Raw genomic sequence first — 22,649 nt, 5'->3', positions numbered from 1 at the left:
CCTGGCGACAGCGTCCTGCCAAAGACGAGCCGCCCATCAGGCGGCGTTGTCGATGCCCAGTTCGCCGAGCTTGCGATACAATGTCGATCGCCCGATCCCGAGCCGCCGCGCGACTTCGGTCATCCGACCGCGATAATGGCCGATCGCCAGACGGATCACATCGGCCTCGATTTCCTCGAGCGCGCGAAGGTTGCCGTCGGCGCGGAACAGCGTAACGCCGCCGCCGCCCGCCGCAACCGTAGCGGGAATACGGCGACGATTGCCCAGCGCGGCGATCTGCGGGAAATCGTCTTCGGTCAGCGCAGCGTCCTCGCAGAGCACGGCTGCGCGGAAAAGTGCGTTCTGCAACTGACGAACATTGCCCGGCCAGTCGTATTGAACCAGCAGCGCCAGCGCGGAATCGGTAATGCCCAGCGACCGCAACCCTGGTTGTTCGGCGATCCGCGCGAGCAGGTGGCGTGCCAGTGCTGGAATGTCGCCGGTCCGCTCGCGCAACGGCGGGATCATGACCTGGACCACGTTAAGCCGGTAATACAGGTCTTCGCGGAACCGGCCGGCCTCGACTTCGTCGAGCAAAGGCGTGTTGCTGGCGGCGATGACCCGGACATCGACATCGTGCGGATGGCGCGCGCCGATCGCGTGGACCTCGCCCGTCTGGAGCACGTGGAGCAGCTTGGCCTGCGCCTCGAGCGGCATTTCGCTGATCTCGTCGAGGAACAGCGTCCCGCCGTCGGCCTCCCGAAAGCGACCGGTCTTGCGCTCGAACGCACCGGTGAACGCGCCCATTTCGTGGCCGAACAGCTCCGATTCGACGAGGTTGGCCGAGACCTCACCGCAATTGACGCTCATCATCGGTTTCTTGGCGCGGGGCGAGGCGGCGTGGATGGCTTCGGCGATGACGTCCTTGCCCACGCCGATCTCGCCTTCCAGCAACACCGAAACGCGTGCCCGCGCAGCCTTGGCGGCGATGGCCAGCGCGGCACGGAAATCCGGCGACGATCCGACGATCTCGTCGAACCCGAGCAGCGCAGGTATTTTCTCGGTAAGGGGGCGGAGTTCGCCGGTGGACGTGGCGCCGACAGCGGTGTCGAGCGCGGCGAGAAAGCGGTCGGGCGCGAGCGGCTTGACCAGGAAGTCGGTGGCGCCCGCGCGCATCGCAGCGACGGCGTGCGACACCGATCCGTTCGCGGTCAGCATCAGGATCGGCAGCGCCGGCCGACGTTCGCGCAACGCGGCGATGAGACCCGTCGCGTCGGCATCGGGCGCCGAGTGATCGAGGACGATCGCATCGAGCTGCATCCCGTCCTGCGTCCCGAGCGTCGCGATCGCCATCTCGCCATCGGTCGCGAAGATCGCGCGCCAGCCGCCACGCGTGGCAAGCGCCGCCACCAGCCGGCGCTGCGCAGGCTCTTCGTCGATCAGCAGTAGAAGGCGCTGCCCGTTGCGCGTCATGGCGAATCCTGTCCCGTTCCGGCACGTGCAATAGCGCAGCCGGGTAAAGAGCGACTTAAAAGCGCCGTGCACTCGGGCTTGGCGATAGCGCCCGTGCCGGTTAAGGTCGCGCTCATAGAGGATGGCACTCACAGGATTGGGGCACGAACCATGGCCGGCAACGGAGACATGAAGGCGCATGCGGCGACCTATTCGAGCGTGACGGGGATGATGAAATGGGGCGCGGTCGGATGCGCGCTGGTCGTCGCGCTCGTCATCTGGCTGATCCACTAAGCGCATGAAGATCGCCGTCCTGAAAGAACAAGCGGACGGCGAGCGGCGGGTTTCCGCGACGCCGGAAACGGTCAAGAAGTTCATCGCGCTGGGCGCGACGCTGGCGGTCGAGGCGGGGGCGGGCGAGGCGGCTTCGATCGCCGATGCCGCGTACGCCGATGCGGGCGCATCGGTCGGCGATCGTGCGGCGACGCTGGCGGGTGCGGAGATCGTGCTCGGGGTGCAGGGACCTGATCCTGCAACGCTGGACGGGGTCGCCCCGGGGGTGTGGATCGTCGCGAGCCTCAATCCATTTGCAGAGCGCGCCCGCGTCGACGCCTATGCCGCGGCGGGGTACGAGGCGCTGGCGATGGAATTCATGCCGCGGATCACGCGCGCGCAGTCGATGGATATCCTGTCGTCGCAATCGAACCTGTCGGGGTACAAGGCGGTGCTCGACGCCGCCGCCGAATATGACCGCGCGTTTCCGATGATGATGACCGCGGCGGGCACGATCAGCGCGGCCAAGGCGTTCGTGATGGGCGTCGGCGTCGCCGGACTCCAGGCAATCGCGACCGCACGGCGGCTCGGCGCTCAGGTGTCGGCGACCGACGTGCGCGCGGCAACTCGCGAGCAAATCCAGTCACTGGGTGCGAAACCGATCTTCGTCGAGAACGTCGCCGGGATCGAAGGCGAGGGAACGGGTGGATATGCCGGCGAGATGTCGCCCGAATACCAGGCTGCGCAGGCCGAGCTCGTCTCGGGGCATATCGCCAAGCAGGACATCGTCATCACCACCGCGCTGATCCCAGGACGCGCCGCACCGCGTCTGATCTCGGCGGCGCAGGTCGCAAGCATGAAGCCGGGCTCGGTGATCGTCGATCTCGCGGTCGAACAGGGCGGCAACGTCGAAGGTTCGGTCGCGGGCGAAGTGGTCGTGGTGAACGGGGTGAAGATCGTCGGCCATCGCAACGTGTCGTCTCGATTGGCGGCGGATGCCAGCGCCTTGTTCTCACGCAACCTGTACAACTTCCTCAACGCCTTCTGGGACAAGGAGGCGGGCAAGCCCGTGCTCGACGCCGAAATCGGCGACGCGATTCGCCTTACGCAGGGCGGCAAGATCGTGAACCCAAGGCTGCTGGCATGATAATCCTCCCCGGCACGGGGAGGGGGACCGGCGCAGCCGGTGGAGGGGGCGTCCCGCACACGCTACGTCCAGAAGTATCGCTGGTGCGCAAATTGCGGCGCGAAATGAGCCTCCCGGAAGTGCTGCTATGGGAGCAGCTCCGGGGAAAGAAAACCGGCGTCAAGTTCCGCCACCAGCATCCCATCGGTCCATACGTCTGCGACTTCTACTGCGCCGCCGCCAAGCTCGCGGTCGAAGTAGATGGCGAATTTCACGGACGCGGCGACCGTCCCCAACGCGACGCCGATCGCGATCAGTTTTTTGAACAGAATGGCCACCGGGTGTTGCGAGTGGCAGCAGGCGACGTGCTGAGGGATATCGAGGCCGTGGTGACGATGATCGTATCGTCCGCGGCCAGCCCCCTCCACCAGCCTGCGGCCGGTCCCCCTCCCCGTGCCGGGGAGGAATAAGATGGACTTTATCGCGATCCTGTCGATCTTCGTGCTGGCGTGTTTCGTCGGGTATTTCGTCGTCTGGGCGGTGACGCCGGCGCTTCACACGCCGTTGATGGCGGTGACCAATGCGATCTCCTCGGTCATCATCGTCGGGGCGCTGATTGCCGCCGCTGCGGCCGGCATCGGCGCCGGATCGGGCGTCGCCAAGGCGCTCGGGCTGCTCGCGGTCGTGCTGGCGAGCATCAATATCTTCGGCGGTTTCGCGGTCACCGCGCGGATGCTGGCGATGTACAAGAAAAAGGAACGGCCGGTCGCGCCTGCCACGAGCAAGTGAGCGATACGGTACGCGAGGGGACGCGAGATGCATGAACTGACGGTCAGCCCCTGGGCATCGCTCGCCTATCTGGTCGCGGGGGTGTGCTTCATCCTCGCGTTACGCGGGCTGTCGAGCCCGGCGTCGAGCCAGCGCGGCAATCGCTTTGGCATCATCGGCATGACGATCGCGGTCGTCACCACGCTGGTGACGCATGTGCCCTTCGTCCAGCATGCTCTGGTTGCGGACATCGGACCCACGATAGTCGTGCGCGCTATCGACTGGACCACCGTCGTCGAAATCCTCGCGGCGATCGGTGTCGGCGCCGCGATCGGCCTCGTCACCGCGCGACGGATCGCGATGACCGCGATGCCGCAGCTCGTGGCCGCATTCCATTCGCTCGTCGGTCTCGCCGCGGTGCTGGTTGGCGTTGCGGCGTATCTCAACCCGCAGGCATTCGGGATCTCCGACCTCGTAATTCCGCTGATCGGCCAGCCGTTCGCGGTCATCCACCCGGTCAGCCGGATCGAACTCGGTCTAGGCGTGGCGATCGGCGCGATCACCTTCTCGGGCTCGGTCATCGCGTTCCTGAAACTCAACGGCAACATGGGCGGCAAGCCGATCATGCTGCCCGGCCGCCACGTCATCAACCTCGCGCTGCTTGCCGCCATCCTCGGCCTGATCGCGTATTTCGTCACCGACCAGGCACCGTGGATCTTCTGGGCGATCACGCTGCTGAGCTTCGTCATCGGCTTCCTGCTGATCGTCCCGATCGGCGGCGCGGACATGCCGGTGGTGGTCAGCATGCTCAATTCCTATTCGGGCTGGGCGGCGGCGGCGATGGGCTTCACGCTCCACAACAGCGCGATGATCATCACCGGCGCGCTGGTCGGCAGTTCGGGCGCGATCCTCAGCTACATCATGTGCCGCGCGATGAACCGCAGCTTCATCAGCGTCATCGCGGGGGGCTTCGGCGCGGTCGCGGACACCAGCGGCGGCGCGGTCGCGAGCGATCGGCCGTGGAAACGCGGCTCGGCGGAGGACGCCGCGTTCCTCATGAGCCAGGCGGAACAGGTCATCATCGTCCCCGGCTACGGCATGGCAGTCGCGCAGGCGCAGCACGTCCTGCGCGAGATGGGCGACAAGCTGAAGGCCGAGGGCGTCCGTGTGAAATACGCGATCCACCCCGTTGCGGGCCGCATGCCGGGGCACATGAACGTGCTGCTGGCAGAGGCGAACGTGCCGTATGACGACGTGTTCGAGCTGGAGGACATCAACAGCGAGTTCGCGCAGACCGACGTCGCCTTCGTGATCGGCGCGAACGACGTGACCAACCCCGCCGCCAAGACCGACAAGTCCTCGCCGATCTACGGCATGCCCGTGCTCGACGTCGAGAAGGCAAAGACGGTATTGTTCATCAAGCGCTCGATGGGCGGAGTCGGCTATGCAGGCGTCGATAACGAGCTGTTCTACCGCGACAATACGATGATGCTGCTCGCCGATGCCAAGAAGATGGTCGAGGATATCGTCAAGGCGCTAGACTAGGTCGAACGCAACCTTGTTGAGCAGGCGTGAAAGTCCAACGAAACTCGACCCAGTTCGCGTGTGGCTTTGAGGATGATCGAGGTTAGTCTTCGCGACACAGCGGAGATGATCATGATCCTACCGGGCGGAGATTCTGCCGACACGCGTTACGATACCGGGATCGCCGCAGTCCTTGTCGCGAGTGCGGACGCGCCCGACCGGTTCGCCGCCGCACTCGCCGCGATGGAGGGGCGGGTGGTCGCCAGGATCGACTGGCAGGCGCCGTTCGGCCTGCACGCCGCGCCTCAGGTCGTCGTGGTCGAGACCGCAGGGGTGGAAGTCGCGGTGCTTGCCGAACACCTGCCGCGGATCGTCGAGCGCGCCGCCGTGCTCGACGCGGGGCTGGTGGTCGCGATGGGGAGCGACCAGATCGACGCGGTCGCGGCGGCGACGCTCGGCGGCGGGACGATCCTGCTGGTCGATCCGAGCGTTGCGGACTGCGTCGCGGCGATCATCGTCGCCGCGGAACGTGCGCGCAGTCCCGCGGGCGTGTTCGATGTCGGGCGCGAGACCGATGGGACGCGGCTGGAACGGCTGAACACCGAGGTGGCACGGATCGCCGAGGCGCTCGCCCGACTGACGCGCGCGGAGATCGACGAGGATGCCTCCACCCCGCCGATCGTCGGCGACCGGACGAACCGCTACGGCGCGCCGCCGTCGCTGGCCGAGCCGAGCGCCGCCGATGTCCGGCGGGCGATCCGCGCGCGGCGGCTGCGCGACCAGTTCTTCGGCACCGCGTTGTTCGAGGATCCCGGCTGGGACATGCTGCTCGATCTCTATGCCGCCGAACTCGAGCGGGGACGCGTTTCGGTCTCCAGCCTGTGCATCGCCGCCGCGGTCGCGCCGACCACTGCGCTGCGCTGGATCGCGCGGATGACCGACACCGGGCTGTTCGAACGCCGTCCCGACCTGCACGACCGGCGGCGCGCGTTCATGGTGCTGTCGGACCGCGCGAGCGAGGCGATGCGCGGGTATATCGTGGCCACCAGAGGCGCCGACCTGCGGATTCCGTGACGGTCCGCGCCCTTTTAGCTTGCCCCCGCCGCCCGGCTTTGGCATCGGACATCCAACCCAGAGGGGGCGATTAGCTCAGTTGGTAGAGCGTCTCGTTTACACCGAGAATGTCGGCGGTTCGAGCCCGTCATCGCCCACCATCCTTTTCCTTGACCATGCTGCGCTGTTGGTGCCGGCATGGGCGACACGAACTCCGGCAAATTTTTACCGTCGGTCGCGGTCGATCGTGCCTCGATATTCTTCGTGCGGACGTCGGGCCAAGGCGAGTTTGCCGTCTCGAAGGGCCGGGACGCTCTCGTTCAACCCGGCGAACTCACAACGTGATCATCCGTAACGAGATCACCTCAACGAGGAAGGGGGCGCGGTGCCGGGCAACGCGATCGGATGTAGATACCTACCAAGTCACCGAGCTTCGGTGCGACGTCGAGCTGGTCTCGCGCGCACTACAGTATCAGTTCCTGCCCTGCTTCGCCGAACGTTTGCAGGATATAGTCGGGGACCGGCATTCCGGCAGCGTTGTGCATTTCTGCGGCGCTTGAACCGTTGCCGATAGCGACTTCATACCATCGATCGGCCAGCTCCTCTGCATCTGCCCGGGTCATGGGCTCGCGGGTTTGCTCCAGTATCATGTCGTTGAGAATGTCTGCGGCGTCTGTCATCGGGCTCTCGTAGTCGGGGTTGTCGATAGCCAAACGCCTGAAAGACGAGATCGGTGTCCACCCGATCATGCGTAATCAGCAGTAACGCTCCGCGGCGAGCGTGGCGAAGCAGGTCGCCGCGCCACCGCAGGGAGCGGCCTTCGCCACAATCGAGAGCATCGCGGGCAGCTGACGGCTGCCGATCGGCGCCAGCGGAAACGATACTCCCGATCCTGTCAGGCGTGCAGGTCGTGGCGATATGCCGCAACTTATCGACCTGTGGACGACTGGAACAGTGTCGTGTCAGATCTGGTGAGAGCTGGTCGAGCTGGTGCCGGCGCTTCTGGCCGTTCATCGGAGGGCGGAGTGGGGCGCGGTCTTTGCCCCGCGACGCCGTCGTGCGAGGAACCTTACGACCCCTTCCCGTTCCCCCAGACGCAGTCGGACCAATGCGACGCCGGTGCGGGCGAGCGCTAAATCCCGCCCATTGCGGCAGGCTGTTCTGGCAAGGGAGGCAGCCGATCGCACGAGAGGCAACCAAGAGCACTCAGACGGCATATCTAAGAAGGCGAGGCTGTTCCTTGGGCCCGCGTGCAGGGGCACCGCCCACTGCCCTCAAAGATCGCGGATCAGTCGCACTGCAACTGCGAGCCAGCCGGGATCTTCGATCTTCAGGGATTGCGAACCGGTATTCGGCAGTAACAACGTCACCGCGCCACCGACGGCGATCAGCCTGCCGAACGCGAACCGGCCTGCTGGTTGCGGGACGAGGACGTCGCGATTGAGTGCGGTTGCGAAATCGGCGGGGGCCACCATCGCGCACCAGATCACGTCACCGGTGCGATAATCGCCGACCCCGCCCGCGACGGTGATCGCGATCTGGCCCGGCGCGACCTGGGGTGGCGGTGCCGTCGTGGTGCGCCGCGGGGCATGCGCGCCGCGGCCGTCGAGGATCGCGGCGACGGGCAGGTCGGCACGGTCCGGCAATGTCACGAGATCGCTCGCCTCTACGCCCAGTGCCGCGGCAATCCGGTTGAGCCAGCCGATCGAGACGGTGCGCGTGCCCGTCTCCAGCCGCCCGACCGTCTGTGCGGTGGTCGGTGGAGCGCAACGCTTGGCGACGTCCTCCAGCGTCAGTCCCTTGGCGCGCCGGACTTCGCGAATGGCAGTGATCATTGCAATGCGATCATCGAACGACTCCAAACCAGATGGGTTATTCTTCTGTCCTACAACCATGCAGATATGGCAACCGCCAACCGCAACGGGAGATGGCGGATGCGCGAACTGGTAGAGCGGACGGTCGATTCGGAGGGTGTTCCACAGCCGGCCGGGGTGAGTCGCGGCCGTACCGTGACCGTGAACCTGGCGGAGTCGCCGCTCGGGTGGCTGCGGTCGCGCGCGCTGATCGACGCGCGGCAGTTCGAGGCGGGGGAGCGGCTGCGCGCGGATTACGAACGCGCGTCGATCGCGCCGAGCGTGACGATGCGCTGGGCGGAGCGCGTCGATGGGGGAGGCCATGACGGCCTCGATCCCACGTCGGCGCAGATCGCGGCGAAGCGTCGGTTCGATGAAGCGTCGGCGGCAGCGGGACCTGGGCTGGCGGATATCCTCTGGCGCGTGGTTTGCGCGGGGGAGGGGCTGCCGGTGGCCGAGAAGGCGTTGCAATGGCCGGCGCGCGCGGGGCGGGTCGTGCTGACGCTCGCGCTCGATCGGTTGGCCGCGTATTACGGGATCGGTTAGGCGCTCGCATTGGTGCGCGGCCGTGACTAAGTGTCGAGCATGCGCTTCGACCTCATCAAATGCCACGGCTCGGGTAACGACTTTCCGCTGATCGACGCGCGCGCGTCGGCGCTTGGCGATGCGGCTTGGGCTGCCGTCGCGCGGGCGCTGGCGGATCGCGATGGGCTGGTGGGTGGCGACGGGCTCCTGCTGCTGACCGGCGGCGACGCGACTCACGCGTTCGGCATGCGGATGTTCAATTCGGATGGCAGCGAGTCGGAGACGTGCCTCAACGGCCTGCGCTGCGTTGCGCGCGCGGGGTTCGCGGCCACGGGCGCCGAGACTGCGATGGCGCTGCTGAAGACGAGCGACGCGGTCGTCGAGCGCGATGCGGATATTGCCGAGGGCGTGTTCACTGTGCGCGAGATCGCGGGCCCTGCGTCTCTGAATGCCGCGGCGTGGCCGATCCATGTCGGGACCGATCGCATCGTCGATACGCCGATCGCGCGCTTGCCGACGGGCCGCGCCTTCACGGCGGTGGCGATGCCGAACCCCCATCTCGTGACGTTCGTGGATGCCATCGACGAAGCCGAACTCGTCCACGTCGGCGAAGCGTGCGAGGCGGCACCCGACTGGCTGCCCAATCGCGCGAACGTCAGTTTCGTCGAAGTGCGTGGCCGCGACCTGTTCGTCCGCACCTTCGAGCGCGGGGTCGGGCTGACCGACAGCTGCGGCAGCGCGATGGCGGCGTCGACCTATGCCGCGTGCCTGACCGGGCGGATCGCGTACGACACGCCGACCACCGTCTTCAACAAGGGCGGTCTGGTCCGTGCCGAGGCGAGCCAAGCGGCGATGGTGACGCTGTCGGGCAATGCGACGTTCGAGTGGACCGGCACGATCGACGTCGATCTCGACACGGCGACCGCGAGCGACCTGGTCGTCACGCGGCGGCATGACGATGAGATCGCGGCCTGGGCGGGACTTCTCGCGACGATCTGAACACCGGCTGCGTCCTTCTCCCGGCGGGCGCGTATCTCCCCGCAGTGGCGCCGCACACCGGCTCCGCACGCAGGAGAGATGCCATGAACCACGTCATTCGTACCGCGATCGTCGCGGCCGCCGTTGCCGTCAGCGGCAGCGCGATCGTCGCAGCGCAGACCAACCCGATGGTCGGCGGCGCCGCGATGTACCCGACCAAGACGATCGTCGAGAACGCCGTCAATTCGAAGGATCACACGACGCTGGTCGCCGCGGTCAAGGCCGCTGGTCTCGTCGAGACGCTGTCGGGCCCGGGTCCGTTCACCGTGTTCGCGCCGACCAATGCCGCGTTCAAGAAGCTGCCGGCCGGCACCGTCGACACGCTGCTCAAGCCGGAGAACAAGGCGCAGCTCGCGAGCGTCCTGACCTATCACGTCGTCCCCGGCACGATCACCGCCGCCGACATCGCCGCCAAGGCGAAGGCGAATGGCGGCACCGCGACCTACACGACCGTGCAGGGCGAGCCGTTGATGTTCATGAAGTCCGGCAGCGGCTGGGGCATCATGGACGGCAAGGGCCACAAGGGCCGGATCACGATCGCCAACGTCATGCAGTCGAACGGCGTGATCCACGTCATCGACACGGTGATGCTGCCGTAATCAGGCCATCACGCGAGATAGCTGCCGCGTTCTATTACGCGGCAGTGGCGTCGGGCCCGTTACCGAAAGGTGACGGGCCCGATTGCGTTTAGGTGCCGTGTAATCCCAGTCCCGTCGTCTCAACCCCTCCGTCGTCTCAACCCCTCCGTCGTCTCAACCCCTCCGTCATCTCAACCCCGCCGTCATCTCAACCCCTCCGTCATCCTGACGAAAGTCAGGACCCAGAGCCAGGAAGGGCAGCGCTTGTTACCCTGGGTCTTGACTTTCGTCAGGATGACGGATGGGAGGGATTCAGCCGATCAGCAGGCCCGCGAGTGCTGCGGACATCAGGTTCGCCAAACTCCCAGCCGCCAGCGCCCGCAGCCCAAGCTTGGCAATCATCGGACGCTGGTTCGGCGCGAGGCTGCCGGTCACCGCCATCTGGATCGCGATCGACGAGAAGTTGGCGAACCCGCACAGCGAGAAGGTGATGACCGCGATCGTCCGCGCGCTCAGCCCCTGCTGCGTCCCGAGCGAGATATACGCGACGAATTCGTTCAGCACGATCTTCTGCCCGAACAGCCCGCCGGCGATCCCGGCCTCGCTCCACGGCACGTTGAGCAGGAACATGATCGGCGCGAAAACATAGCCGAGCAGCCCCTGGAAGCTGAGGCCGGGCAGCCCGATCATGTTACCAAGCCCGCCGAGCAGACCATTCGCGAGCGCCACCAGAGCCACGAACGCCAGCACCATTGCGCCGACCGCGACCGCCAGGCGCACGCCGGTCTGCGCGCCCTGTGCCGCGGCCATGATCAGATTGGCGGGCTTTTCCTCGTCGTGGGTCGCCTGCGGCATCGGTTCGCCCGCCGACGACTCGCCCGGCAGATCGCCGAGCGCGAGTTCGCCCTCGGGTGGCATCACGCGGTCGGGCATGATGATCTTCGCCATCAGGATGCCACCCGGCGCCGCCATGAAGCTCGCCGCCAGCAAGTAGTCGATGCGGATCCCCATCGACGCATAAGCCGCGAGGATCGTCCCCGCGACGCCGGCCATGCCGCTGGTCATCACCGTGAACAGCTGCGCCGGAGTGAGGCCCGCCAGATAAGGCCGGATGACGAGCGGCGACTCGCTCTGGCCGACGAAGATGTTCGCCGCCGCGCACAGCGATTCGACCTTCGAGACGCCGATGACCTTCTCGATGCCGCCGCCGACCCAGCGCACCACGAACTGCATGATGCCGAGATAATAGAGGATCGAGACGAGGCTGGCGAAGAAGATGATCACCGGCAGCGCGGCGATCGCGAAGCTCTGTCCGCCGATCTCGGGCGTCGCCATCTTGCCGAACAGGAATTCGGTGCCCTTCTGCGAATAGCCGAGCAAATTGGCGACCCCGCCCGACATCTCGCCGAGCACGACCTTGCCGAAGCTCGAATACAGTACGAGGACGGCGATCCCGGCCTGCAACGCGAACGCGGCGCCGACGATCCGCAGGCGGATCGCACGGCGGTCGCTCGACAGCAGCACGGCGATGCCGAGGATGACGGCGATGCCTGCAAGGCCGATGACTAGTCTTTCCATGGACGCCCTGCATTTTTGACTGACACGCGCGGCCCCCCGGCTGCGCAAGGGCGGGACATGACACGGGCAGGCCGCGCTCGCCAGTTATTTGAGGGGCGCTAGTCATTTGACGGGGCGGCGGTTTTCGCTAGCGTCCCGCGCGATGGACAAACCACTTCCCGCGTTCCCGCGTTCGCTCTTCGTTTTCTCGGTCCTGTACGGCGGCATGGTGTGCATCGCCGGCGTGTTGGGGGTGAAGCAGGTCGCGCTCGGCCCGCTCGCCGTCGAGGCGGGGATCTTCGGCTTCCTCCTGCTGGTGGTGCTGAGCAGCGCGATTTCCGAGCTCCATGGCCAGAAGACCGCGACGTTCCTGGTCCGCCTCGGGTTCATTCCGCTGCTGGTGTCGGCGGCGCTGATCCACCTGGTGCTGGCGCTGCCGCATGATCCGGGGATGTACCCGCCCGCGGTCGACGCCTTCCCGGTCGTCGTCGGGCAAAGCTCGCGGATGATGATCGCGGGGTTGATCTCCTACGGTATCTCGCAGACGCTCAACGTGCTGATTTTCTCGAAGCTGTCGGGCCAGGTCGGCAGCGGCGACGGCAAGCTGGTGTGGCTACGCGGCATGATCGCGAGTATCATCTCGCAGATCATCGACACGATCCTGTTCATCACCATCTCGTTCCTCGGCGAACGGCCGATCGTCGCGCTGATGGAGGGCCAAATGCTCACCAAGGTCATACTGTCGATCGTGCTGGTGCCGTTCATGATCACGTTCTTCGTGAAACTCGGGCGGCGGCTGGACCGGGCATAATGTTAGATTTTTCCGTTCGTGCCGAGTAGAGACCGAGCCTGTCGAGGGCTCGTATCGAGGTACAGGTCTCTCGATACGCCATCTCGACGAGTGCTCGATGGCTACTCGAGACGAACGGAAGTTTAGTTGACCGATCACACGCCCGATCCCGCCCTGCTCGCCAAGGCGGAAACGCTCACCGAGGCGCTGCCGTATCTGCAGCGCTACGCCGGCAAGACGTTCGTCGTGAAGTACGGCGGCCACGCGATGGGCGACCCGGAATTGCAGCGCGATTTCGCCGAGGACATGGTGCTGCTCAAGGCAGTCGGCATCAACCCGGTCGTCGTCCACGGCGGTGGCCCGCAGATCGGCGCGATGTTGAAGCGGCTCGGCGTCGAATCGCGCTTCGTCGACGGCTTGCGCGTCACCGATGCGGAGACCGCACAGATCGCCGAAATGGTCCTGGCGGGTTCGATCAACAAGGAAATCGTCGGCTGGATCGGTCAGGCGGGCGGTCGCGCGGTCGGCATCTCGGGCAAGGACGCAGGCCTCGTCCTCGCGCAGAAAGTCGGACACGGCCGCGAGCCCGACAAGCTCCAGGGGATCGAGCGGCACGTCGACCTCGGCTTCGTCGGCGAACCGATCGCGGTCGACCGGACGATCCTCGACACGCTGATCGCCGCCGACATCATCCCGGTGATCGCACCGATCGGCATCGGTGCCGACGGCCACACCTACAACATCAATGCCGACACGATGGCGGGCGCAATCGCCGCCGCGATGGGCGCAGCGCGGTTCTTCCTGCTGACCGACATCGTCGGCGTGCTCGACAAGCAGGGCGAGCTGCTGACCGACCTCGATCCAGCACGGATCGCCGAACTGCGCGCCGACGGCACGGTGACCGGCGGCATGATCCCCAAGCTCGACACCTGCGTCGCGGCGGTCGAATCGGGCGTCGATGCCGCGGTCATCATCGACGGCCGCGTGCCCCACGCGATGCTGCTGGAGATCTTCACCAAGCAGGGTGCAGGCACGCTGGTCAGCGCCAACGGGCGCTCGCGGTAGGAGGTCGCCTCCCACTCCCGTCATCCTGACGAAAGTCAGGATCCAGAGCCACAAGGGTAACGCTCATGGCTCTGGATCCTGGGTCAAGCCCAGGATGACGGGAGCTGAGGGCGTCTGGTGCGGCTCGAATCGTCGCGCAGGCTAGCGACACCACAGGGCTTCTCGTTCTCTTCCCGCCACCTTATATCGGCAACACACCAGCGGAGACCCTTGCCTTGATCGCCCTTCTTCAGATCGTCCAGTTGCTGCTCAACCTCGTCTGGTGGGTCATCGTCATCCAGGCGGTGCTGTCGTGGCTGATCGCGTTCAACGTCATCAACACGCACAGCGATTTCGTCCGCACGGTGTGGAACGCGCTGCAGAAGATCACCGAGCCGCTCTATCGCCCGATCCGCCGCGTGCTCCCCGATTTCGGCGCGCTCGATCTGTCGCCGTTGGTCGTGCTGCTGATCCTCTACATCCTGACCAACATCGTCATCCCGAACATCGCGCAGAACTACCTCGTCGCAGCCTATTGATCGGGCCGGCAGCCTGGCGGTCAGTCGATGACGGCTTGGCGATCGCCGTCCGGGTGACCCCGCGTGGCGGTCGCGATGCGCTGACAGCTGGAACCGCGGAGCATTTCGCCGCGAGGCTGGCAGCCGCCCCCGTCGATGGCGCCGCGAATACCGGGCTGGCCGCCCTCGTCGCCAAGACATTCGGCGTCCCCAAGCGCGCCGTCACCATCGTCTCCGGCGAAACCGCCCGCCTGAAGCGCCTGCACATCGCCGGCGACTCCACTGTACTGGCGGAAATCGCGTCCGCGCTCTATGGGCCGCGGGCATGAGCGCGACCATCATCGACGGCAAGGCCTTCGCCGCCGGCCTCCGGGCCCGTATCGCAGACGGCGTGACCGCCTTTCGAGCACAGGCAGGCCGCACGCCCGGCTTGGCCGTCGTGCTGGTCGGCGAGGACCCCGCCTCCAACGTCTACGTCCGATCGAAGGGCAGGGCGACGCGCGAAGCCGGGATGGAGAGCATCGAGCACCGCCTCCCCGCCGACGTCCCCGCCGAAGACCTGCTCGCGCTGGTCGCGACGCTCAACGCCGATCCGACGATCGACGGTATCCTCGTCCAGTTGCCCCTGCCGAAGCATATCGACGAGCAGGCGGTCATCGCCGCGATCGACCCCGACAAGGACGTCGACGGCTTCCACCCGATCAACGCCGGGCGCCTCGCGACAGGGTTGCCCGGCTTCGTCCCCTGCACGCCGTTCGGCTGCGTGATGCTATTGAAAAGCGTGCTGCCGTCGCTGAGCGGGCTCGAAGCCGTCGTCGTCGGTCGCTCGAACATCGTCGGCAAGCCGATGGCGCAGTTGCTCCTCCGCGAAAGCTGCACCGTCACCGTCGTCCATAGCCGGACGCAGGACGTGCCCGCGCACATCCGCCGCGCGGACATCGTCGTCGCGGCGGTCGGTATCCCGGAGATGATCAAGGGCGACTGGCTGAAACCCGGCGCGACCGTCATCGACGTCGGCATCAACCGCACCGATGCCGGCCTCGTCGGCGACGTCGATTTCGCGAGTGCGGTCGAGGTCGCGGGCGCGATCACGCCGGTGCCAGGCGGCGTCGGGCCGATGACGATCGCCTGCCTGCTCCGCAACACGCTGGTCTCGGCGGGTCGTCGCGAAGGCGTCGTTATCGACGAGGCCGCGCTGTGATCGAACTCTACATCTCGTCGCTGATCACGTTCTTCGTCGTCATCGATCCGCCCGGTTGTGCGCCGATCTACGCCGGTCTGTCGGCCGGTGCCTCGACCGTGCAGAAGCGCGCGATGGCGATGCGCGCGGTCGGCGTCGCGGCGGCGATCCTGTTCGTGTTCGCGCTATTCGGCGAAGCACTGCTCAAGGGTCTCGGGATCAGCCTGGCGAGCTTCCGCATCGCCGGCGGCATCATGCTGTTCCTGATCGCGCTGGAAATGGTGTTCGAGAAACGCACCGAGCGCCGCGAGGATCGTGCCGCCAAGGTGGCGAGCGATCCCGAGGTCGAGGACGTCTCGATCTTCCCGATGGCGATGCCGATGATCGCGGGCCCCGGCTCGATCGCGTCGGTGATGCTGTTGATGAGCCGCAACAGCGGGCTCGAGCGCTCGGCCGTGGTGCTCGGCGCGATGGTGACGATCCTGCTGCTGACTTTGGTCGCGCTGCTGGCGGCCGGCCCGATCATGCGGATCCTCGGCGCGAAGATCGAGGCGGTGATCACGCGGTTGCTCGGCGTGCTGCTGGCCGCGCTGGCGGTGCAGTTCGTGATCGACGGCCTGACCGAGGTGCTGCGCTAACACTCCGTCATGCCGGGCTTGTTCCGGCATCCACGGTTCCGCAAACTCGATGGACTTGAGTGCGCGGAACGGTGGGCCCCGGAACAAGTCCGGGGTGACGGGAGGTCAGTCCACCTTGAACAACCGCAGCGGCGACTTCGCCGGCAGCGGTAGCGGCGTCAGCCACGCCGGCACCTCGTTGTTCGCCATCTGCGCATAGAACCCCTTCGGACTGCGCGCCTTGTAGTTGGTCGACTCCGCCGCATTCGGGCACAGCAGCAGCATCGTCGCGCCATGCCGCTTGATGATCGCATGCGCCTGATCGGGCGTCCCCCCGAACGCATGCTGGACGTCGAGGATCGCGTCGCCGTTGCGGTGATACGGCCCCGCCACCGCGTCGTGATGCGTGATCGTGATCAGCCGCGGCCCCATGTCGACGAAGGTGAAGATCGTCTGCGCCGGATACTTGTTCAGCGCGAGCAGCACGGTCGTCCGCAGGCAATTGCCCGTCGCCATGTTGACGCGCTTTTCATACGGCTTCGGCCGGTCGATCGGGAAATACTGGATCACCATCCCGGCAAACAGACCCGACACGATCAGGAACGCACCGACCGTCCCCAGCACGCGCACCGCCACCGATCGGTTGCCGAGCAGCCGCGGCAGGATCAGCCATCCGAGCGCAGTCGCCCCCGGAATCGCCAGCAACTGAGCCGCCGGCCCGGCGCGAACCTGCCACAGCAGCATTGCGCACGCGAACGCCGTGAACAGCGCGACCGCCGCCCAGCCCACGGCCCGGTCGTCGCGACGCGCGCGCCAGGCGGCAAGGATCGCCCCGATCAGCCCGATGATCGGCAGCGTCGCGAGCGCGAACCCGACGCGGAAACTATGCTTGTAGATCGGCTTGGCCTCACGGACATTGTCCAGCCAGTTGCGTTGCAACTCGGGCGAAATCCCCTCGGGCCGCCCCAGGCATTGCGGAAACACCAACGCAAAGCCGGCAACGATTGCCGCACCTGCGACCACCGCCAGCGCCAGCCGAGCCCCCCGCGACGCCGGACCGAACCGCGCGAGCAGGAACAGCAGCATCCCCGCCGCGATCATCACGCTCAGCCACACCGGTGTCAGCGCGTCGCAGCGCATCGCCTGGTTGGCGTTCGACGCGAACAGCGCGAACCCCAGCGTGCTGCCACCACCCAGCGTCAGCGCATAGATCGACAGCCGCTCGGCCTCCGACCGATCCCATACCCAGCGCAACGCGATGATCGCCCCCGCCATCGCCGCATAGGGCAGCAGCTCGAGCCCGATCGACAACGACACCGCGCTGGCGAGCCCGACCATCGCGCCACCGCGACGCCCGTTGGTATCGCACAGCCCCGCCACCGTCAGGCTCAGCATGGCGAGTTGCCAGCCGTGATGATCGATCCGCTCGGGCATGAACATCAGCATCGTGCCGGTCGCGCCGACCATGATCACGACCGCGAGGGGCCACGCGTAAGGACTGATCAGCCGCCGCACGGTCGCACCGATGCCCAGCATCGCGATCGACAGCGGCAGCAACGGCGCGATCCCGCAGGCCAGCCGCTCCGCCCAGCTGTTGCTGGTGAACAGGCGGAAGAACAGGATCAGCCCTGCGATCGGCAGGTCGACGATGCGGCTCCAGTGGATGTCGAACCCGACCGGCGGGTTCATCCGATAGTTGCGCAGATCGTACCAGCCCTGCCCGTCCAGCAGCGCACGGACCTGCATCAGCCGCATGTTGTCGTCGGTATCGCCGAGCGACAGCCAGCGGATCTGGCCCCAGCGATCGAACATCGACCACGCCGCCACCGCCACCCAGGCGAGCAGAGTCAGCGCGATCCAATGCCGATCGAGTTCGTCCAGCAACGTCCGCCGCTGAAGTGGTGCCTGATCCAAAACGCTTTCCTCCAGCCCGCGCGCACTCTAGATGCGCGGGCGTATCTCAAGCGTCGCTCTATCGCGGTGCCCGTAAAGAACAAGGCACCGGCGCGTTTGCCGGAGGGTAAAGAACAAGGCGGGCATGCAGGCGATTTGGCGACAGATGGAGCAGATGCGGGCGAGCGGCGTGCTCGGCCAGCTCGTGCGCTTCGGAATCGCCGGCGGGATTTCCAGCGTGGTGTATTCGCTCGTCTACCTGCCGCTGACCGCGTATGTCTTTCCGCCACGTCAGGCGGTGGCGGCGGTGCCGTTCGCCTTCGTCGTCGCCGTCGTGGTCGGATTCTTCCTGCACAGCCGCTGGAGCTTCAAGGGACACGCCAAGGAGCCGGGCGCTGGGCGGCATGTGAAGTTCGTGATCGTCCAGGGTGCGGGTCTGGCGCTCAACGCGCTGATCACGTGGGTCGGCACCGCGGTGTTCCACCTGCACCCGTGGATCCCGCTCGTCCCCGCCGTGCTGCTCGCGGCGATCGTGAGTTTCGTGCTCAACCGTCTCTGGGTTTTCAACTGATGCTGCCAACGAACTGGACGACTTACTGATGGACCGTATCGTCTACGACCGGATGGCCGCCCACGACTCCACCCACTGGTGGTACCGCGCGCGCCGCGACATCCTTGCCGATTACCTGACCCGCTACGGCGCGTTGCCGAAGGATGCGAAGATCCTCGAGATCGGCTGCGGCACCGGCCACAATTTGCCGATGCTCGCCGCGTTCGGCAGCATCGACGCGATCGAGATCGACCCGGCCGCGCGCGAGATCGCCAGCGAACGGCTCGGCAAGCCGGTCGGCGCGGCCCCCTTGCCCGAACTCCCCGGCGTACCCCGCGCGCACTACGATCTGATCGCGGTGCTAGACGTGGTCGAGCATATCGAGGACGACGTCGCCGCGCTTAAGGCGATGGCGGATTGCCTCGCGCCCGGCGGCAAGATCCTGATCGCGGTGCCGGCGCACCAGTGGATGTGGAGCGCGCACGACACCGTGAACCACCATCACCGCCGCTATTCGAAGGCCACGCTGAAGACGGCGATCGAGACGGCGGGCCTGAAGCCCGAAAAGCTCGGCTATTTCAACTCGCTGCTCTTCCCGCTGGCGGCGGCGGCGCGGATCGCCGGCCGCCTCTCGGGCCGCGACGACAGCGACGACTCCCCGCCACCCAAGCTGGTGAATGCGCTGTTCGAGAAGATCTTCCGCCTGGAACGCCACATGGTCGGCCGCATGCCGATGACCCCGGGCGTCTCGATCGTGACGCTGGCGGTGCCGCGCTGACGCTCGAGGGACGTACCGCCTTCTTCCCCGTTCCCAGGCGAAGGCCGGGGTATTTTCCCGCTGTCCTACACGCCCCGCCGGTGTCATGCTCGTCATCCGGTTCGTTCAGGCCGTCACTATCGCCTGCGTACCCCAGGCGCCGACAGGCTTTGCACGCGTATGACGATGAATACCCCCCTTCGCGGCCTGTCGAAGTGTTTCTCGGTGTGACCTTATCCTAACCTTTGGGCGGTAACGCCGCGGTAACAGCAGGCTCGAGACGGTCGGAGAGGGGGGCCTCGACGGGCTCCGCGCGGAACCCGAGTGTCGCCTTGCCCTGGATCGGCCCCGCAACGTCGGCGACGATATACAGCGGCCGGCGCTTCGACTCGACGTACAGCCGCCCGAGATACTCGCCGATCATCCCCAGCACGAACATCTGCACCGCGCCGAGGAACACCGTGACGAGCATCGTCGAGGTCCAGCCCTGCACCGCGCTGCCCGACAACCAGCCGATCGCGATATAGACGAACAGGAGCAGCGACACGCCGGTCAGCGCGAGCCCGGCGTGGCTGGCGAACCGCAACGGCGCGGTGGAGAAGCCGGTGACGGCATCGAACGCGAGGCGGATCATCTTCGCCAGCGGGTAGTTCGTCTCCCCCGCCAGCCGCTCGGCGCGATCATAGGGGAAGGGGACCTGCTTGAAGCCGATCCAGGCGACCATGCCGCGGATAAAGCGGGCCTGCTCGGGAAGCGAAAGGAACGCATCCAGAGCCCGCCTGCTCATCAGGCGGAAGTCGCCGGTGTCGAGCGGGATCGGCGTCTCGGTCATCCGCGTCAGCAGGCGATAGAAGGCAGCAGCGGTCGCCTTCTTGAACACCGTCTCGCCCGCACGCTGGCGGCGCACCGCATACACCACGTCCGCCTGGCTCGCCGCCATCGCCGCGCGCATGTCGGACAGCAGTTCGGGCGGGTCCTGCAGGTCGGCGTCGATGATCAGGATCTGCTCGCCGGCGCACAGGTCCAGCCCGGCGGTCAGCGCAAGCTGGTGGCCGTGGTTGCGCGACAGGTTGATCGCGACCAGCCGCGGGTCGGCGGCGGCAAGGCGTTGCATGACGTGCCAGCTGTCGTCGCGCGACCCATCGTTGATCAAGACGATCTCGTAGTCGTCGCCGACCGCGACCTTTGCCGCACCCGAAATGCGCGCGTGCAGGATGTCGAGGCACGCTGCCTCGTTATAGCAGGGGACGACGATCGAAAGGGACGGACGATTCATTCGCCCCGTCTAGCGTCCGTCGCGCCCGCCGTCATCGACAGATGTCTCTACACCCGCTCCACGCTGTGCACCGCATCCGCCGCGCGCAGCCCGGCCATCAGTCGCATCAACTGCTGCACGTCATGCACCTCGACGTCGATCTCGTTGGTGTGGAAGCTCTTGTCGCGCGTATCGAGCCGCAGGTTCATGATGTTCGCCTTGTGCCCGCCGATGATCGTCGAGACGATGCCGAGCGAGCCCGGTTCGTTCTTCACCATCACCGATATGCGCGCGACGGCGCCCTCGGTCTCGTCACCCCAGGCAACGTCGACCCAGTCGGTCTCGTTTTCCGATCGCTCGGCGAGTTCGGCGAGAACCTTGCAGTCGATCGCGTGGACCTCGATTCCCGCATCGGGCCGGCGCAACCCGACGATCCGGTCGCCCGGCACCGGATGGCAGCACGTCGCGAGGTCGTAGGCGACGCCGGGGGTCAGGCCCTTGATCGAGATCGCGCTCGATTGCGGCGCCAGTGCGTGCGTCACGTCCGCGCCCGCCGAGCCGGGCATCAGCGCCTCCATCACCGCGGCATCGGACAGCGTCCGCCGCGCGATCGCGACCATCAGCGACGAATCGTCGGGCAGCTTCAGCCGCTTCAGCGCATGGCTCAGTGCATCGGTGCCGATCTGCGCGGGCAGGCGGGTGACGATATCCTCGTACAAGGTCTGGCCGAGCGCGATCTGCTCGACGCGCTCCTTCTGACGCAGGTGCCGGCGGATCGCGGCCAGCGCCTTGCCGGTGGTCGCGACATTCAGCCATTGCGGCTGCGGTGATTGGCCCTTCGAGCGCAGGATCTGAACCTGGTCGCCATTCTCGATCACCGTCGACAGCGGCACGACACGGCCATTCACCTTCGCACCGACCGCCTGGTCGCCGAGATCGGTGTGCACCGCATACGCGAAGTCGATCGAGGTCGCGCCCTTGGGCAGCTGGATCAGCTCGCCCTTCGGCGTGAACGCGAAGATGCGATCGGTGTACATCGCCATCCGCGTGTGTTCGAGCAGCTCTTCCGGGCTCTCGGCGGTATCGAGAATCTCGACGAGATCGCGGATCCAGCTGACCTGCCGGTCGCTGCCGTTGATCTGCTGCTTGTACGCCCAGTGCGCCGCCAGCCCGAACTCGGCCTGTGCGTGCATGTCGGCGGTACGGATCTGGATCTCGATCCGGGCGCTGTCGGCGTGGATCACCGACGTGTGCAGCGAGCGATAGCCGTTGCGCTTGGGCGTCGAAATGTAATCCTTGAACCGGCCCGGCACCATCGGCCAGCGCTGGTGGATGATCCCGAGCACGCGGTAGCAATCCTCCTCGGTCGGCACGATCGCGCGGAACGCCATGACGTCGGACAGCTGTTCGAAGCTGATGTGGCGCTCCGACATCTTTCGGAAGATCGAATAGGGGTGCTTCTCACGCCCCGAGATCTCCGCCTCGACCCCGGCGCGCGACAGCACCAGCTTCAGGCCCGACGCGATCTTGGCGATCCGGTCGCCGTCGCCCTGCTTGAGCTGTTCGAGGCGGCGGTTGATCGATTCGGAGGCTTCGGGCTCGAGCTGTTCGAACGCGAGCGACTGCATCTCGCGCATGAACTCGTACATGCCGATCCGCTCGGCGAGCGGCGCGTAGATGTCCATCGTCTCCTTGGCGATGCGACGGCGCTTCTCGGGCTTCGAGATGTGATGCAGCGTCCGCATGTTGTGAAGGCGGTCGGCGAGCTTCACCAGCAGCACGCGGATGTCGTCGGACATCGCGAGCAGGAATTTGCGCAGATTTTCGGCGGCGCGTTCGTTCTCGGTCTGCGCTTCGATCTTGCTGAGCTTGGTGACGCCGTCGACCAGCCGCGCGACCGAAGCGCCGAACAGCCGCTCGATCTCCTCGGGCGTGGCGACGGTATCCTCGATCGTGTCGTGGAGGATCGCGGTGGCGATCGTCTCGGCATCGAGATGGAGGTCGGTGAGGATCCCGGCCACCTCGATCGGGTGGCTGAAATACGGGTCGCCGGACGCGCGCTTCTGGCTCCCATGCGCCTGCATGGAGAAGACATAGGCGCGGTTCAGCATCGCCTCGTCGGCGTCGGGATCGTAGTCGAGGACGCGATCGACCAGTTCATATTGGCGCAGCACGGACCGTAGATGGGGCCGGGCGGGGACTTTTGGCAACAAAAAGCGTCGCATCACTGTGATCTAGTGGCTGCGTCAGTCGTTCGCGGGCGGGGGACATAACGCAGGATAAGCGGGGCGTTTCGCTTCGGCGGGTTATGCGGTACGC

The 22,649-nt window shown here is 66.4% G+C and carries 24 protein-coding genes and 1 tRNA gene; 18 read left to right on the top strand and 7 right to left on the bottom strand.

Going from position 1 to position 22,649, the window contains the following annotated elements; genetic code table 11:
• Positions 1-36 precede the first annotated feature (36 nt).
• Positions 37-1,452, bottom strand: a complete 1,416-nt coding sequence (locus tag ASF09_RS09685) for a sigma-54-dependent transcriptional regulator (protein WP_056053510.1) — start codon at positions 1,450-1,452, stop codon at positions 37-39.
• Between the two features lie 66 nt (positions 1,453-1,518).
• Here ASF09_RS09685 and ASF09_RS21125 point away from each other — a divergent pair, with 66 nt between their 5' ends.
• The 7 genes from ASF09_RS21125 to ASF09_RS09655 all read left to right on the top strand — a co-directional run bounded on the left by ASF09_RS21125 (position 1,519) and on the right by ASF09_RS09655 (position 6,336).
• Positions 1,519-1,725, top strand: a complete 207-nt coding sequence (locus ASF09_RS21125; protein ID WP_327196568.1) for an aa3-type cytochrome c oxidase subunit IV — start codon at positions 1,519-1,521, stop codon at positions 1,723-1,725.
• A 4-nt stretch (positions 1,726-1,729) separates the two neighbouring features.
• Positions 1,730-2,851 carry an NAD(P) transhydrogenase subunit alpha gene (locus ASF09_RS09680; RefSeq protein WP_060526014.1) on the top strand — a complete coding sequence of 374 codons (1,122 nt, stop codon included), beginning with the start codon at positions 1,730-1,732 and terminating at the stop codon, positions 2,849-2,851.
• Positions 2,848-3,300, top strand: coding sequence for an endonuclease domain-containing protein (locus ASF09_RS09675; RefSeq protein WP_082444219.1), 453 nt, complete (start codon positions 2,848-2,850; stop codon positions 3,298-3,300). Before ASF09_RS09680 ends, ASF09_RS09675 begins: the two co-directional genes overlap by 4 nt.
• Position 3,301: 1 nt before the next feature.
• Complete coding sequence (locus tag ASF09_RS09670; RefSeq protein ID WP_056487475.1) at positions 3,302-3,619, top strand: NAD(P) transhydrogenase subunit alpha; 318 nt, start codon at positions 3,302-3,304, stop codon at positions 3,617-3,619.
• A 27-nt stretch (positions 3,620-3,646) separates the two neighbouring features.
• Positions 3,647-5,143, top strand: a complete 1,497-nt coding sequence (locus tag ASF09_RS09665) for an NAD(P)(+) transhydrogenase (Re/Si-specific) subunit beta (RefSeq protein WP_060526013.1) — start codon at positions 3,647-3,649, stop codon at positions 5,141-5,143.
• 105 nt (positions 5,144-5,248) lie between these two features.
• A complete protein-coding gene (locus ASF09_RS09660) occupies positions 5,249-6,196 on the top strand; it encodes a hypothetical protein (protein ID WP_156359304.1) in 948 nt (315 codons plus the stop codon).
• 64 nt (positions 6,197-6,260) lie between these two features.
• Positions 6,261-6,336 (top strand) — tRNA-Val (locus tag ASF09_RS09655).
• 303 nt (positions 6,337-6,639) lie between these two features.
• On the opposite strand, the gene ASF09_RS09650 is transcribed toward ASF09_RS09655, so the two are convergent.
• Together ASF09_RS09650 and ASF09_RS09645 are read right to left on the bottom strand one after the other, a co-directional pair.
• Positions 6,640-6,855 (bottom strand): hypothetical protein, encoded by a 216-nt coding sequence (locus tag ASF09_RS09650; protein WP_156359303.1) that lies wholly within the window; start codon positions 6,853-6,855, stop codon positions 6,640-6,642.
• A 594-nt stretch (positions 6,856-7,449) separates the two neighbouring features.
• A complete protein-coding gene (locus tag ASF09_RS09645) occupies positions 7,450-8,010 on the bottom strand; it encodes a helix-turn-helix domain-containing protein (protein WP_060526308.1) in 561 nt (186 codons plus the stop codon).
• Positions 8,011-8,109: 99 nt separating this feature from the next.
• Between ASF09_RS09645 and ASF09_RS09640 the strand changes: the two genes are divergently transcribed.
• The 3 genes from ASF09_RS09640 to ASF09_RS09630 all read left to right on the top strand — a co-directional run bounded on the left by ASF09_RS09640 (position 8,110) and on the right by ASF09_RS09630 (position 10,190).
• Positions 8,110-8,574 carry a DUF6456 domain-containing protein gene (locus ASF09_RS09640; protein ID WP_060526010.1) on the top strand — a complete coding sequence of 155 codons (465 nt, stop codon included), beginning with the start codon at positions 8,110-8,112 and terminating at the stop codon, positions 8,572-8,574.
• Between the two features lie 39 nt (positions 8,575-8,613).
• Positions 8,614-9,552 carry a diaminopimelate epimerase gene (gene dapF / locus ASF09_RS09635; RefSeq protein WP_060526009.1) on the top strand — a complete coding sequence of 313 codons (939 nt, stop codon included), beginning with the start codon at positions 8,614-8,616 and terminating at the stop codon, positions 9,550-9,552.
• A gap of 83 nt (positions 9,553-9,635) precedes the next feature.
• Entirely contained in the window at positions 9,636-10,190 is a 555-nt protein-coding gene (locus ASF09_RS09630) for a fasciclin domain-containing protein (protein WP_060526008.1), read from the top strand.
• A gap of 291 nt (positions 10,191-10,481) precedes the next feature.
• On the opposite strand, the gene ASF09_RS09625 is transcribed toward ASF09_RS09630, so the two are convergent.
• Positions 10,482-11,747: a NupC/NupG family nucleoside CNT transporter gene (locus ASF09_RS09625; RefSeq protein ID WP_060526007.1), complete on the bottom strand. Its 1,266-nt coding sequence runs from the start codon at positions 11,745-11,747 to the stop codon at positions 10,482-10,484.
• Positions 11,748-11,889: 142 nt separating this feature from the next.
• On the opposite strand from ASF09_RS09625, the gene ASF09_RS09620 reads away from it, so the two are divergent.
• The 6 genes from ASF09_RS09620 (at position 11,890) to ASF09_RS09595 (ending at position 15,896) form a co-directional block, all read left to right on the top strand.
• Complete coding sequence (locus ASF09_RS09620; protein ID WP_060526006.1) at positions 11,890-12,537, top strand: queuosine precursor transporter; 648 nt, start codon at positions 11,890-11,892, stop codon at positions 12,535-12,537.
• Between the two features lie 126 nt (positions 12,538-12,663).
• Positions 12,664-13,581: an acetylglutamate kinase gene (gene argB, locus ASF09_RS09615; RefSeq protein WP_060526005.1), complete on the top strand. Its 918-nt coding sequence runs from the start codon at positions 12,664-12,666 to the stop codon at positions 13,579-13,581.
• A gap of 215 nt (positions 13,582-13,796) precedes the next feature.
• Positions 13,797-14,099, top strand: a complete 303-nt coding sequence (locus tag ASF09_RS09610; protein ID WP_060526004.1) for a YggT family protein — start codon at positions 13,797-13,799, stop codon at positions 14,097-14,099.
• Positions 14,096-14,407 carry a DUF167 domain-containing protein gene (locus tag ASF09_RS09605; RefSeq protein ID WP_082444218.1) on the top strand — a complete coding sequence of 104 codons (312 nt, stop codon included), beginning with the start codon at positions 14,096-14,098 and terminating at the stop codon, positions 14,405-14,407. The genes ASF09_RS09610 and ASF09_RS09605 overlap by 4 nt, the downstream gene beginning before the upstream one ends.
• Positions 14,404-15,279, top strand: a complete 876-nt coding sequence (gene folD / locus ASF09_RS09600; protein WP_060526003.1) for a bifunctional methylenetetrahydrofolate dehydrogenase/methenyltetrahydrofolate cyclohydrolase FolD — start codon at positions 14,404-14,406, stop codon at positions 15,277-15,279. The genes ASF09_RS09605 and folD overlap by 4 nt, the downstream gene beginning before the upstream one ends.
• Positions 15,276-15,896, top strand: coding sequence for a MarC family protein (locus ASF09_RS09595; RefSeq protein ID WP_056053460.1), 621 nt, complete (start codon positions 15,276-15,278; stop codon positions 15,894-15,896). The genes folD and ASF09_RS09595 overlap by 4 nt, the downstream gene beginning before the upstream one ends.
• A gap of 105 nt (positions 15,897-16,001) precedes the next feature.
• Here the strand turns inward: ASF09_RS09595 and ASF09_RS09590 are convergent, their stop codons facing one another.
• Positions 16,002-17,789 carry a hypothetical protein gene (locus ASF09_RS09590; protein ID WP_060526002.1) on the bottom strand — a complete coding sequence of 596 codons (1,788 nt, stop codon included), beginning with the start codon at positions 17,787-17,789 and terminating at the stop codon, positions 16,002-16,004.
• A gap of 124 nt (positions 17,790-17,913) precedes the next feature.
• On the opposite strand from ASF09_RS09590, the gene ASF09_RS09585 reads away from it, so the two are divergent.
• A complete protein-coding gene (locus tag ASF09_RS09585) occupies positions 17,914-18,339 on the top strand; it encodes a GtrA family protein (protein WP_200912556.1) in 426 nt (141 codons plus the stop codon).
• A 28-nt stretch (positions 18,340-18,367) separates the two neighbouring features.
• Entirely contained in the window at positions 18,368-19,096 is a 729-nt protein-coding gene (locus tag ASF09_RS09580) for a class I SAM-dependent methyltransferase (protein ID WP_060526001.1), read from the top strand.
• A 217-nt stretch (positions 19,097-19,313) separates the two neighbouring features.
• On the opposite strand, the gene ASF09_RS09575 is transcribed toward ASF09_RS09580, so the two are convergent.
• Both ASF09_RS09575 and ASF09_RS09570 read right to left on the bottom strand, forming a co-directional pair.
• A complete protein-coding gene (locus tag ASF09_RS09575) occupies positions 19,314-20,351 on the bottom strand; it encodes a glycosyltransferase family 2 protein (RefSeq protein ID WP_060526000.1) in 1,038 nt (345 codons plus the stop codon).
• A 47-nt stretch (positions 20,352-20,398) separates the two neighbouring features.
• Positions 20,399-22,504 (bottom strand): RelA/SpoT family protein, encoded by a 2,106-nt coding sequence (locus ASF09_RS09570; RefSeq protein WP_060525999.1) that lies wholly within the window; start codon positions 22,502-22,504, stop codon positions 20,399-20,401.
• Between the last annotated feature and the right edge of the window lie 145 nt (positions 22,505-22,649).

This window comes from Sphingomonas sp. Leaf242 (assembly GCF_001422045.1).
Lineage (GTDB): Bacteria > Pseudomonadota > Alphaproteobacteria > Sphingomonadales > Sphingomonadaceae > Sphingomonas.
This window is presented reverse-complemented; position numbering and strand designations above follow the sequence as displayed.